The 13,425-nt window shown below is 56.8% G+C and carries 11 protein-coding genes; 4 read left to right on the top strand and 7 right to left on the bottom strand.

Annotated features, from left to right (window positions below; all coding sequences use genetic code 11):
• Window position 1: 1 nt before the first annotated feature.
• On the bottom strand, window positions 2–964 hold the full coding sequence (gene pip, locus QLQ17_RS15720; protein WP_283210557.1) for a prolyl aminopeptidase: 963 nt from the start codon (window positions 962–964) through the stop codon (window positions 2–4).
• A 45-nt stretch (window positions 965–1,009) separates the two neighbouring features.
• On the bottom strand, window positions 1,010–2,821 hold the full coding sequence (gene typA / locus QLQ17_RS15715; protein ID WP_283210556.1) for a translational GTPase TypA: 1,812 nt from the start codon (window positions 2,819–2,821) through the stop codon (window positions 1,010–1,012).
• A 442-nt stretch (window positions 2,822–3,263) separates the two neighbouring features.
• Between typA and glnA the strand changes: the two genes are divergently transcribed.
• The 4 genes from glnA (at window position 3,264) to ntrC (ending at window position 8,102) form a co-directional block, all read left to right on the top strand.
• Window positions 3,264–4,667, top strand: a complete 1,404-nt coding sequence (glnA, locus tag QLQ17_RS15710) for a glutamate--ammonia ligase (protein ID WP_283210555.1) — start codon at window positions 3,264–3,266, stop codon at window positions 4,665–4,667.
• Window positions 4,668–4,791: 124 nt separating this feature from the next.
• A complete protein-coding gene (locus QLQ17_RS15705) occupies window positions 4,792–5,322 on the top strand; it encodes a DUF4124 domain-containing protein (RefSeq protein WP_283210554.1) in 531 nt (176 codons plus the stop codon).
• 273 nt (window positions 5,323–5,595) lie between these two features.
• The gene (gene glnL, locus QLQ17_RS15700) at window positions 5,596–6,678 is read left to right on the top strand and encodes a nitrogen regulation protein NR(II) (RefSeq protein WP_283210553.1); all 1,083 of its coding nucleotides are present in this window, start codon (window positions 5,596–5,598) and stop codon (window positions 6,676–6,678) included.
• Complete coding sequence (ntrC, locus tag QLQ17_RS15695) at window positions 6,675–8,102, top strand: nitrogen regulation protein NR(I) (RefSeq protein ID WP_283210552.1); 1,428 nt, start codon at window positions 6,675–6,677, stop codon at window positions 8,100–8,102. Before glnL ends, ntrC begins: the two co-directional genes overlap by 4 nt.
• Here the strand turns inward: ntrC and QLQ17_RS15690 are convergent.
• From QLQ17_RS15690 to QLQ17_RS15670, 5 genes are read right to left on the bottom strand one after another with little or no spacing between them, the layout of a single operon-like run.
• A complete protein-coding gene (locus QLQ17_RS15690) occupies window positions 8,099–11,284 on the bottom strand; it encodes a DUF6701 domain-containing protein (protein ID WP_283210551.1) in 3,186 nt (1,061 codons plus the stop codon). The two genes, ntrC and QLQ17_RS15690, sit on opposite strands and share 4 nt — an antisense overlap.
• Window positions 11,281–11,694 carry a hypothetical protein gene (locus tag QLQ17_RS15685; RefSeq protein ID WP_283210550.1) on the bottom strand — a complete coding sequence of 138 codons (414 nt, stop codon included), beginning with the start codon at window positions 11,692–11,694 and terminating at the stop codon, window positions 11,281–11,283. The genes QLQ17_RS15690 and QLQ17_RS15685 overlap by 4 nt, the downstream gene beginning before the upstream one ends.
• Window positions 11,684–12,463, bottom strand: a complete 780-nt coding sequence (locus tag QLQ17_RS15680; protein ID WP_283210549.1) for a PulJ/GspJ family protein — start codon at window positions 12,461–12,463, stop codon at window positions 11,684–11,686. The genes QLQ17_RS15685 and QLQ17_RS15680 overlap by 11 nt, the downstream gene beginning before the upstream one ends.
• Window positions 12,463–12,960, bottom strand: a complete 498-nt coding sequence (locus QLQ17_RS15675; protein ID WP_283210548.1) for a type IV pilus modification PilV family protein — start codon at window positions 12,958–12,960, stop codon at window positions 12,463–12,465. Before QLQ17_RS15675 ends, QLQ17_RS15680 begins: the two co-directional genes overlap by 1 nt.
• A complete protein-coding gene (locus QLQ17_RS15670; RefSeq protein WP_283210547.1) occupies window positions 12,957–13,418 on the bottom strand; it encodes a type II secretion system protein in 462 nt (153 codons plus the stop codon). The genes QLQ17_RS15675 and QLQ17_RS15670 overlap by 4 nt, the downstream gene beginning before the upstream one ends.
• Between the last annotated feature and the right edge of the window lie 7 nt (window positions 13,419–13,425).

Below are 13,425 nucleotides of genomic sequence, written 5' to 3'. Positions count from 1 at the left end.
TTTATTTACCCGCCTCTTCGATACGTTCCACCACTTCCTCAACGCCACGAACAAGAGCATCGACAATGGCCGGTTCAGACGCAGAATGGCCAGCATCACGAATGATTCGAAGTTCGGCTTCCGGCCAGGCTCTGCTCAACTCGATCGCATTGTCGAGCGGGCACACCATGTCATAACGCCCGTGAACAATGACACCCGGAATCTCGCTCAGGCGACCCGCATCGCGCAAAATCTGATCGGGCTCCAGAAAGGCTTGATTCATAAAGTAGTGGCATTCGATCCGCGCCAAAGCGATCGCCACATGGGGGTGACCAAAGTGTTCAACGACCCTGGGATTGGGATGCAGAGTAGCACAGCGCCCCTCCCAGACAGACCACGCCTTGGCAGCCTGAATCTGTTCCAGTTCGTTTGAACTGGTGAGTCGACGGTAATAGGCGCTAACCAGATCACCACGCTCGTTCTCCGGTATGGTGGCCAGATAATCTTGCCAGTAATCCGGAAATACCCGGCTGGCTCCACTCTGGTAAAACCACTCGATGTCCTGGGGACGACACAGAAAGATACCCCGAAGAACAAGCCCGGAAACCCGCTCCGGATAGGCCTGCGCGTATACCAGTGACAGGGTGGACCCCCAGCTACCGCCAAACAGTAGCCATTGATCAACGCCAAGGAACCGCCGCACCGTTTCCATGTCATCCATCAGCGCCTGGGTGGTATTTCCCTCCAGCTCTGCCAATGGTCGGGACCGGCCGGCGCCTCGCTGATCCATCAGAATGATGCGGAACCGTTCCGCGTCGAAAAAGCGCCGGTGATAATCTTCGCAGCCGCCACCCGGACCACCATGAACCACCAGAACCGGAATACCATCAGGATTGCCGCTTTCCTCTATATAGATTTCATGAGGAGGATCCACGGCAATCGTGTGGTGAGCGTTCGGCTTTATGTCAGGGTAAAGAGTAAGCATGGGTCATTCCGGATCCAACGTGTCTCCGAAGTTTAGCTGACGATGCTACTTCTTGTTCGAACGCTTCCGTTCATTTTCCGTCAGCAGTTTCTTTCGCAGACGCAGCGACTTCGGCGTCACTTCTACCAGCTCGTCGTCATCAATGAATTCCAGCGCCTGCTCAAGCGTGTGCTTGATCGGCGGCACCAGGCCAATAACTTCATCCTTGCCGGATGCGCGCATGTTATCCAGCTTCTTACCCTTGGTTGGGTTGATCACCAGGTCATTATCGCGACTGTGAATACCACAAAGCTGACCTTCATACACCTCATCGCCCGGATTGAGGAACAGCTTGCCACGGCTTTGAAGCGTTTCCAGCGAATAGGTCAGAGCGGTACCGGTTGCCATGGAAACCAGAACACCGTTTTGCCGGCTCGTGACATCCCCTTCCTTTATAGGACCATAGTGGCTGAAGGTGGACGTCAGAATGCCCGTGCCGGATGTCATGGTCAGGAACGTATTCCGGAAACCAATCAGGCCACGGGCTGGAATGGTGTAGTCCAGGCGCATGCGCCCTTTGCCATCCGGCACCATGTTGGTCATTTCACCGCGGCGCAGACCCATCTGGTCCATCACCGCGCCCTGGTGCTGCTCTTCGATATCCACGATCACATTTTCGTAGGGCTCTTGCTTTACGCCGTCGATCTCCCGAATAACCACTTCCGGGCGGCCCACGGCCAGCTCGAAGTTTTCACGGCGCATGTTTTCGATCAGCACCGACAGGTGCAGCTCACCACGACCGGATACCTTGAACTTGTCGGCAGACTCGCCTTCTTCAACCCGAAGAGCAACGTTGTGGAGCAGCTCTTTTTCCAGACGCTCTTTGATGTTTCGGCTGGTGACGAATTTACCTTCTTTACCGGCAAACGGTGAGTCGTTCACCTGGAACGTCATGGATACCGTCGGCTCATCTACTGTTAACGCCGGCAAGGCTTCCACCGCAGACTGATCACACAAGGTATCGGAGATAAACAGCGAGTCCATGCCGCTGACGCACACAATATCGCCGGCCTGAGCCTCATCCACTTCAACCCGCTGCAGACCAGAATGCCCCATGATCTTCAGAATTCGGCCATTCCGCTTTTTGCCGTCCGCACCAATCGCGGTGACTGGCGAGTTCGTTTTCACCTTGCCACGCATAATTCGGCCGATACCAATTACGCCCAGAAAGCTGCTGTAGTCCAGCTGGGAAATCTGCATCTGGAAAGGACCGTCCAGATCCACGTCTGGCGCCGGAACGTGATCAACAATGGCCTGAAACACGGCATCCATGTTGTCGTCCATGTTTTCGTGATCATTGCCGGCAATACCATTCAAGGCACTGGCGTACACGATCGGGAAATCCAATTGCTCTTCGGTTGCACCCAGGGCGTCAAACAGATCAAACACCTGATCCACAACCCAGTCCGGTCGAGCACCCGGACGGTCAATTTTGTTAACCACAACGATGGGGCGCAGGCCGGCGGCGAACGCCTTTTGAGTCACGAACCGGGTTTGGGGCATCGGGCCGTCGATGGAGTCCACCACCAGCAGAACGCAATCCACCATGCTCATGACACGCTCTACTTCACCACCGAAGTCGGCGTGACCGGGTGTATCCACAATATTAATATCGTAGTCATGCCACTTCAGCGCGGTATTCTTTGCCAAAATGGTGATGCCTCGTTCTTTCTCCTGATCATTGGAGTCCATGACGCGCTCGCTATCGAGCTCTTTACGCTCCAATGTACCGGACTGACGAAGCAGCTGATCAACCAGAGTGGTTTTACCATGGTCAACGTGGGCGATGATGGCGATATTACGGAGTTTTTCAATCACAACTAGTTTCCTGAAAAATGCGCTGATACGACCCGAAAGGTCGACAGGCGAAATAAGTGGCGCGCAGTATATAGTAATAGCGCTGGCGTTTATATGACCAATAGCACCGGACTGACCCAGTCATCAGTTGCGCTATTTCAGTGCATCCAGAGACGTATCGCACCATTTTAATGCACCACAACAGGGCGAAATTCCGTTACAATCTGGTGCGTTCGCGCCAAAAAAGCCCTACTTTCCTGCCATTGCGCCCTTCTGGCGCATCCCAGGGAAACTGGCAAGCCAATTGCTTTGGTTCTGGCAGCCGAATTTGTAGGTAACCGGCGACAGCTTTTGCTAAGCTGCCAGACCTGAACAATGCCGGGTGTGAATCACCCGGGAAGATCCGGCAAACATCTACACAGAAATCGCCCGCACCGGCGGGACAACAGACGGAGCATGTACAATGTCCAAGACGTTAGATCTGATTAAAGAGCACGAAGTCAAATGGGTCGACCTGCGATTCACTGACAGCCGTGGTAAAGAGCAGCACGTAACTCTGCCAGCGTCCGAAATCGACGAAGATTTCTTCTCCGACGGCAAAATGTTCGACGGCTCTTCAATTTCTGGCTGGAAGGGCATCAACGAATCCGACATGATCCTGATGCCGGACGACGAAACTGCCGTACTGGATCCGTTCACCGAAGAAACCACCCTGAACCTGACCTGTAACATCGTTGAGCCTTCAACCATGCAGGGCTACGAGCGTGACCCTCGCTCTGTTGCGCGTCGCGCCGAGGAATACCTGAAGTCCACCGGCATTGCTGATGGTGCCCTGTTCGGCCCAGAGCCAGAGTTCTTTGTATTCGACTCTGCCAAGTGGAAAGTCGACATGCAGGGCGCAATGTACGAAATTCATTCCGAAGAAGCCGCCTGGGTATCCGGCGACGACTTTGACCGTAACAACATTGGTCACCGTCCTGGTGTGAAAGGCGGCTACTTCCCGGTTCCGCCGGTAGACAGCCTGCACGATCTGCGTGGCGCGATGTGTGCCGCCATGGAATCCATGGGCCTGGAAATTGAAGTACACCACCACGAAGTAGGTACTGCTGGCCAGTGTGAAATCGGCGTTGGCGCCAACACCCTGACCAAGAAAGCCGACGAAGTGCAGATCCTCAAGTACTGCGTCCACAACGTGGCTCACGCCTATGGCAAAACAGCTACCTTCATGCCCAAGCCGGTCGTTGGCGACAACGGTTCTGGCATGCACGTTCACCAGTCCCTGAGCAAAGACGGCAAGAACATCTTTGCCGGTGACGGCTACGCTGGCCTGAGCGAAACTGCCCTGTACTACATCGGCGGTATCATCAAGCACGCCAAGACCATCAACGCCTTCACCAACGCCTCTACCAACTCCTACAAGCGCCTGGTTCCGGGCTTCGAAGCACCGGTTATGCTGGCCTACTCTGCCCGCAACCGTTCAGCTTCCATCCGCATCCCCTGGGTAAACAGCGCCAAGGCCCGTCGTATCGAAGTTCGCTTCCCAGACGCGTCTGCCAACCCATACCTGGCGTTTGCTGCCATGATGATGGCCGGCCTTGACGGCATCCAGAACAAGATCCACCCGGGCGATGCCATGGACAAGGATCTATATGACCTGCCGAAGGAAGAAGCCATCAACATTCCGACCGTGGCCGAGACCTTCCAGGAAGCTCTGGACAGCCTCGAGAAAGACCACGCGTTCCTGACTCAGGGCGGCGTGTTCACTGAGGACATGATCGAAGGCTACCTCGAGCTGAAGCGTGAAGAAGTGGAGCGCTTGAACATGACAACTCACCCGGTTGAGTTCGACATGTACTACAGCTGCTAATTCGGGCGACCGAAGCCAGTTGTGAAAAGCCCCGCTCCGTGCGGGGCTTTTTTTATGCCTACAGCATTGAAATGGAACACCACGGCGATGATAATCGAACAAAATCAACAAAAAGGTTGGTCGTATGACGTTCAGGCTTTCTCTGCTCACCGGAATGGTTTTGATACTCTCCAGCACAGCCCACGCGGAGATCTACCGCCAGGTTGACGCTCAGGGAAATGTCACCTATACCGATGAGCCCAACGACCAGGCGCCTGCGGAAACCGTAAAAATCAAACCCGTTACCACCGTGACCCTTCCAAAGCCCGAAGCCGTCCGAGAGCCAGAGCAACTCCGGGAAAAAGTTCAGCAAGAGGGAGCTATATACTCCTCTGTGAGTTTCATGGCGCCCGAAGATCAACAGGCCTTTCATAGCGGTAGTGGCGATGTCTCTTTCCGGGTCACCAGCTCGCCGGGCCTGCGCAACGGCCACAAATACGAAGTCACACTCGATGGCCAACCGGTTGGTCAAACCACCTCGGACACGGTCACTGTACGCAACGTGTTCAGGGGCACACATCAGGCCAGGGTCAACATCATTGACGCGAGCGGTGTCACCGTAAAAACCGGCGAAGCCATCAGTTTCACCGTTCATCGCCCAAGCATTCAAAACTGATTCCGACCCTCAATAAACGCAAGCCCTCAGTTGCGTGCCTTGTTTTGGTGCGAAAGCACTAAAATAAGGCCATACTCTGTTCGTTCACGGGGCGGGATTTCGACCAGCCCCCCGTTACCATTAGACTTTTGCACTACCGAACGGCGCAAACACACGCCTTATGGCACCAATGCCCGTATAGCGCGCATCCTGTGGGCGCTAACGGGCTAATGTGGTTCGCTTTTTGCAATCTGTCCTATCTATTCCGGGGTGCGATCTTTAAAGGAACAACGCATGGCTGTATCGGCCGATTACAAAACCACACTCGACAGCCTGACCACGGCGGTTCTGGTGTTGGCGAAAGGCCTGCGAGTCGAGTATCTGAATCCCGCCGCCGAAAGCCTTTTCGAGACCAGCATCACCCGAAGTAAAGGGTTACCCATCAATGAGATTCTCATTGATTCCGAGGAGTCGCTGAAAACCCTGTATGCAGCAGCCGACACGGGACACAGCTACACACGCCGCGAGGCCGAATTCGTTCTGGCCAGCGGGTCGCGACTTACGGTTGACTATTCGGTGACCTCTATCAGCCTGGAGCCGGCCGAACTGATCATCGAAATCCAGCCAAGGGATCGCCTGCTTCGCATCAGTCGTGAAGAGGACATCATCTCCCAGCAGGAGACAACCCGCATACTGGTCCGCGGCATGGCCCATGAAATCAAGAATCCACTGGGTGGGATTCGAGGAGCAGCCCAATTACTGGACCGAGAATTGAACGATGAGGATCAGCGCGAGTATACCCAGGTCATCATAGACGAGGCTGATCGCCTCCGCTCTCTGGTGGATCGAATGCTAGGCCCCAACAAAGCCCCAAAAATGGCTGCCACCAACATACACGAAGTACTGGAGCGGGTCAGAACGTTACTGGAAGCCGAAAGCCGGGGCCGACTCGCCTTCAACCGCGATTACGACCCCAGCCTGCCAGAATTTCCCGGTGATAAAGAGCAACTGATACAGGCCTTTCTCAATATCGCCAGAAATGCCATGGAGGCGGCATTTGAGAACCAGTCAAACAAAAAGAACGCAGAGCCGCCGACCATCACATTCCGCACCCGGGCACTGCGCCAATTTACAATTGGCCATCGTCGCCACCGTTTGGTTTGCCGGGTGGACGTGATTGATAACGGGCCAGGCATCCCTGCAGAGCTGCTTCAAAACATCTTCTATCCGATGATCAGTGGCCGGGCGAGCGGAACAGGCCTGGGCCTGTCTATCACCCAAAGCATCATCGGCCAACATCATGGCCTCGTGGAATGTGAAAGTTCCCCGGGCCGCACCGATTTCATCATCTTCCTGCCCCTGGAGGACAACCAATGAGCCAACCGGCAAACGTCTGGATCATCGATGACGACCGCAGTATTCGCTGGGTTCTGGAACGCGCCCTAAACCAGGCCGGTATGCAACCCCGGACTTTTGACAGTGGCGAGAGCATCATGATGCGCCTCGACCACGAGCAACCTGATGCAATCATCAGCGATATCCGAATGCCTGGCGTAGACGGCATCACTCTGCTGTCTCGAATCGTTGAAAGCCATCCGGACGTGCCGGTGATCATCATGACGGCCCATTCGGATCTCGAAAGCGCCGTCACCAGTTACCAGACCGGCGCATTTGAGTACTTGCCTAAACCGTTTGATGTGGATGATGCAGTGGCTTTGGCAAAACGCGCCGTGGCACACAGCCACGAAAAACGAGCCACCAGCGAACCACCGTCCGAAAGTAATCAACACAACACCGAGATCATTGGTGAAGCGCCCGCCATGCAGGAAGTATTCAGGGCCATCGGCAGGCTATCCCATTCAAACATCACGGTACTGATCAATGGCGAAAGCGGCACCGGTAAAGAACTGGTCGCCCAGGCACTTCATAATCACAGCCCAAGAGCCAACCATCCGTTTATCGCCCTGAACATGGCGGCCATCCCAAAAGACTTGATTGAATCAGAGCTGTTCGGCCATGAGAAAGGCGCCTTCACTGGGGCCGGTGCAGCCCGGCAGGGCCGCTTCGAACAAGCCAACGGCGGCACGCTGTTTCTGGACGAAATTGGTGATATGCCAGCGGATACCCAAACCCGCCTGTTGAGGGTGCTGGCAGACGGCGAATTCTATCGCGTGGGCGGCACCACACCCATCAAAGTCGATGTTCGGATCATTGCCGCAACGCATCAGGATCTTGAAAAGCTGGTTCAGGCGGGCAACTTCCGTGAAGACCTGTTCCACCGGCTCAATGTAATCCGTGTGCACCTGCCCAAACTCGCAGAGCGCAGGGAAGACATCCCCCGCCTAATGCAGCACTTCCTGAAGCGCGCAGCCAAAGAGCTGGCCGTCGAGACAAAGCTCCTTCGGCCAGAAGCGGAGGAATACCTGACCACCCTGCCCTGGCCAGGTAACGTTCGCCAACTGGAAAACACCTGCCGCTGGCTGACTGTTATGGCCAGCGGCCGCGAAGTTCACATTGATGACCTGCCGCCCGAATTGATGCAACAGGCAGAAGCGCCCGCAACTGGCCAAACCTGGCAGGAAGGCCTGCGAAACTGGTCAGAACAGGAATTGAAGCGGGGACGAAAGGGAATTCTGGATACGGCCGTGCCCGAATTCGAGCGAATCATGATCGAGACCGCTCTGAAGCACACCGGCGGCCGCCGCCGCGATGCGTCAATTCTGCTTGGCTGGGGCAGAAACACCCTGACCCGCAAAATCAATGAGCTGGGAATGGATCATCCGGAGGGGGAAGAGGACTAACGCTCTTCCCAGTAGATAACCCGGTCGTTGCCGCGGTAAACGCCAAAGGTTGCAAGCGCCGACGGTTCGTCCAGCGAGCCGTCTTCATCCGAATCGTCCTGCAACCATGCCTCCACCGCCCAGGTCAGTGTGTCCGTGCCTTCGGTACCATCCGGGTCCAGCTGCAGTGGGCCGCCTTCACCACCCGATACCGTTCCGCTCGCTGTTTCCAGTGAATGATGGTTTTCGGTATCCGTAATATCAGCCGTCGTCCAGTTGGTACAGCCGTCATCTGTATTGAGGACGAAACGGCTGCCATCCCAATATTGGGTATAAAACGGCATCTCGAGGACGGACCCCGCCGGAAGGTTTTCTGGCCCGTACACATTCTCCATTTCGAGACGACCGTAGCGGACATCAAAGAGCATATCCGGCGTGAACAGGATCGGCGTCGAGGCTGATACGCCGTCCGCGTCGACCACGCTGTCGACTGTGAACTCAAGCTCCGGGTTCGAGACAGGAGCAATCTTCGCGTCCACGGATTTATCATATTCGGCGGTGTCTGACGGTGCGTAGACATACTCCAGCAGTCCTGGTGCCACGCTTGTCAAGGAACCAGCCGCGGTGTTAACGGTGGCCGAGAGTGGGTCGTTATTCGCGTCCAATGCCGTGCTATCGGCGATCGGCGAGGCTCGGCTAACGCCTGCCGCCGTAAGCTTCTGGAAACCCACCTCGGTATAGTTTTCGGTGATCGTGCCCGGACTGCCCACAGATCTCGCCTCTAACCTCAAGCTCGGCACCACCGACCACGTAAAAGGCTGCCCGATATACGAGAATGCACTTCCGGTAGTGCAGGCCGCCTGAAAAGCACCAGCCTGGACCGAAGCAACAAACCGGTCCGGGTAGAAGCGTCCGGCAGGCGCACTGGTGGACACCGGAATCGTCATACCGAAATAATTTGCGGTGCCCGGCGATGCCACAAACTCAAATACGCCAACTTCATTTTCCGTTGCACTAACCACTGTGGTGGCGGACGCTGATCGGCTGTGGTCATACTCAGCCGGCGCAAATTCACCAGCGTCTCCGCCAGCGGGTGCCACCAGGGTTTGAGAAAGCGCGATGCCGGTCATTTCAAAATTCGGCGTTGTCGGGTTGCCAGTACACAGGTCGGTGTCGGTGTCACTATCCCAACCCGCGGCAGTGATCGACAGATCAAACGCCGCCCCAGCCTTGACAAAGACGGGGCAGCTTGAGTCCGCTGCCGCACAAGCCCCCGTGGTGGAGACGCACAACCCCGCCGGACGGCTGGCAAAGATGTCCGCCCCCGGCATCACCAGGCCGTCGTCCTGATTCGCAATGGAGCCTTCATACAGCGCGTCCAGCTGCATCTGCCCGGCATCCGGATAGGCCACTTCAATCTCGGCGATGCCGCCAGCACCGAAGCTCAGAGTAAGCGTCGTCGGCGCGGACGAATCGACACTGACATCAGTGCCATCGACCGACACAGGGCGACTGACCGGCCGACCGGATGGGCCCGGGTCGACATAGGTGGACCAGAACTGCACCGTCCGGTCCACATTTTCGAAGGCCGGCACGCAGGCCTCGGTTTGCGGATTACGACGAACCGCCCGGACCTCGATGGATTGGACGGGCTTGTGGGAAATCAGGTCTGGCACGTCAAAGGCCAGCCCGGAATCCACAAAGGTCAGGACACAGTCCGCTGAGGAGGGTGCTCCACCGGATTCTTCGCACAGGGTTGTTGCCTGGGGCTTGGTGGGCGGTTCGGAACCTACCACATCCAGAGTCACGTCACCCGCCGTGGTGTTTTGCAGCGTCGCCTGGCCAGTGCCACCGCTAAAGCTAATGGTGTTACCGCCCTGCCAGCCGGTAGAGGGCGAAAGCGTTGCTTCGACCGGGTCCGTGTAAAGCTGGCTGCAATCGGCGTTGTCACAGGCGCGGATGGTGACGGTTTCGGGCTGACACGTCAGCGCGACGCCATCATGAACGATTTCGAAATGGTCAATCTGATCGCCGACGGGATTCAGTTGCAGCGCACACAATTCAAGATCGTCCAGTTCGTGAATATTCGTCGCGCCGCCGGTCGATCCGGTCAGCGATAACAGGAAATTCTCCGGCACCGCCGCTTGATTGGGATCGTTCAGCACATCGAAGGGCGCAATCAGTTCCTGAAAACCGCTTCCGGTATCGCGCTCCACCGAAACGATCGCCTGCCCAGAGGTTCTGGAATCCACCGTAATGCGATACCGATGGGGGTTGCTGGAACCGGTAGAATCGATGCCAGGGCTGAGCTGGCCTGTTCCCTGAAGATAGTTGTACCCTGAGCCCCCAGACCCCGAACCACGAATCGACACTGAGTCCAGAATCCGCCCTGGGCCGCCCTGCCGGCCCTCCGTTGAGGCCGAGAAATTGCCGTATTCGTCAATGCCAACGCCGAGCCACCCCCCAGCAAAGCCGTCGTCCCCATTGTTGCGCTGTGCATACCCTAAAGAGCCGCCAAAGCTGCCCGGCTGAGGCGTGATCGTCGCGTCCGACAGCACGACGGCAATACCGTCAGCGCCACTCCCTCCGTAGGCGTAGTAGTCAAACTCGAGCACCACTAGGTTGTCAGCACCCGGGATTTCGCGTTGCAGCGTCACCGCCGTGGATTGATTGCCAGATGCCTCCGTCATGCGCATGCGACCATTCACCGCACTCGGAGTGAAACTGCCGCTGGCACTTCGTGCGACCCAATCATCCGGATTCAACGAACCACTGGCGTAGTCATCTTCAAAACAGGTGAACGCGACCACATTGACCACAATGCTGTCCCGCTGGTCTTCCCGCCAGCCAGTGCGGCAGCTGCCATTGCGATAGTTTCGGCAGAACTCAGAAATGAAAGTAACGGTATACGTGCCTGCCGTATTGTAGGTCACGGTCCGGCCAAAGGATCCGACAGAGCAAGGACTGCTGCCAAATATTTGTTCCGTTGGGTTGCCCGCGTTCACCCAAATATCCCGCCAAACCGAGTTGTTGCCACCGACGTTCTGGCAATTGGTTGCAGTGACTTCGAAGGTCACCGAATCGCCCTCGTTGATGGTGACCGGCCCATTGGCATCGCCATTGGCGGATAACGTAATAGCGGCGGCCACGGGCCCGGCAACCACCCAGAGCAGGATGGCCAAAAAAGCATTGATGATGTTCATCGCACACGGACCTCTATCACTCGTGTCGCCTGATCCGGGCCAGCCCCGCATTGCCCGGTGCTGGCGATGGAATACACGGTATTGCCGCCACTGCCAATGGGCGAGCTGGGCGTCATGGACTCACAAGTTAGCGTGGCGCTGCAGGTCGTCAGGGCACCGGCGCTGAACGTAATTGTACTCGACATCGCCGAACAGCTGTCCGCCTCAAGCACGTCCCGGACGGCAATCTGGGCGCCAGATTCCGCTGCATGAAAGGCACGCTGTGACTGAATCTGGAGGCTGATCGCATCGCCACTCGATTCCTGAAGCTGGGACATGCCAATCAGAACCAGTGCAAGCACCGTGATGATGAAAAGCGCAACGGGCAAACCCGCGCCGCTCTGCTGTCGGACATTCAGTTCAGGGAACATTGCGAATCTGAACCTCCTGACTGATGGCGGTAGTCTCACCGGAATCCGCGTCTTCCAAGGTCACATCAAACGACACCACGGCGCCACGCTGGAGCGATGGCGGAGTTACTTCAAAATTGAGGCTATTTGCCGCCAACCCTGCCGCCAGCACCTCTCGATCGGGAAAAGTGGACGGCAAACTGGTCGCGATGGTGGCATTGATACCGTAATTCCGATAACGGTAGAGCCACTGTCCCGATTGGCAAAGGGTCACGGGATCACCCACCACGTAAAAACGCTTCTCCGGTGATTTCGCAGAGAATCGATGCGTTGCGCCGCCATCGAAGGTGACGGTCACCTCCGGGTTTCCGGCAGGCATGGTCGCTAGCGGAGACGTTGGGCCGGGGCTTGAGATGTCATAAACATCGCTGCCATAGCCGTAAACCACGATCCGTCCGGTTGCAGATCGATTGGCCGGGAGGGCCACGGCATTGAAAGAATCAGGCGTTGGGCCGCTGGGCAGGTCCAGATAATTGGAGGCCGCCTCAATCGGTATCCACTCAATGCAATCGCCGTTGGTGCGCACCGAGGTCGGCAAAGCCTCACGCAGCTGACGACTGATCTGTTCGCTGATGACTACGCCAGTCATCGACCGCTGTTGACGAGCACTGAGATCAATCGCGCCCCGCGTGGACAAAGCGACAAACTGCACAGACACCGTAGCCACGATGCCCAGAAGCACAATGACCATCACCAACTCAGTGAGCGTGAACCCGGCAGAGCGACGCATCAGAAATTGGCCCGGTAGGCGGAGAACACAAAATTCGTGCCTCCGGGTACAGTGATGGTCAGATCAATGCGCTTCGCCTCTGAAGCCGGCAAACCGATGCCCGAGTCATCGCCGGCACAGGCCACCGCCACCGTCACCGTGAAATCGTTAAACCCGCTCAGGGCACCCTCTGCACTGCTGGGAGGCGAATCATTCAGGCCGTCGTAGTCATCCACATCATCAAAGGTTCCGCGGGTCTCGCCACCCTCTGCCCCAATATTGCAAGACCCGGAATACTTCGGAACACCACCGGGTGGCGTATTGTCGTCGTACTTTTTGGTGATGATTTCATCCATATACAGTTGCGCAAGCTCGACCGCACGGGTTTGATCCAGCGGACCGGCACTTCGGCTGGTGATCAGTCCAAAAGCGCCCACAACCCCGGCGATGGCGACACTGATGATTACAATGGTCATCACCAGTTCAATGAGCGTTGCGCCTCGATGGATTACAATCATGGCTGGCACGCCCCCCGATAGACAGCGCCGAGGGAGCTCAGGCATGTCTGAAAGCTGGCATCACCAGAAAAGGTGAGACTGAGATTAGCGCCGGATGCCGGAGCACCGAGTTCATTGAAGGTAAGGTTCAGTGGCAAACCGCCCGCGACAGACAGCGTCGTGCTTTCACGTGGCAGTGTAATCACACGGGGGTTGCCTGAGCCAGCACCCACCGTAAACACAAAGTCCGAGGCGCCTTGCTCAATGCGCAAGGTCGCAGCGGGATTACCCGCCAGTGCCGCCTGTTGGGCAAGCGATGTGGCCGACGCCAATTGCTGGGTCGCCAGGAGAGGAGAAAAGGCCGAACTTCGGGCGAACAGTCCGATCCCAAGCACCGACAGTGCGCCAATCAAAATGATCACCATCACGAGCTCGATCAGGGTGAACCCCGCCGAAGTCGGGGCCGACGTTCTTTTCATGCCCCCT

This window comes from Marinobacter sp. CHS3-4, assembly GCF_030053415.1.
Lineage (GTDB): Bacteria > Pseudomonadota > Gammaproteobacteria > Pseudomonadales > Oleiphilaceae > Marinobacter.
Note: the sequence above shows the minus strand (reverse complement) of the source record. Positions and strands in the feature narration are given on the sequence as shown.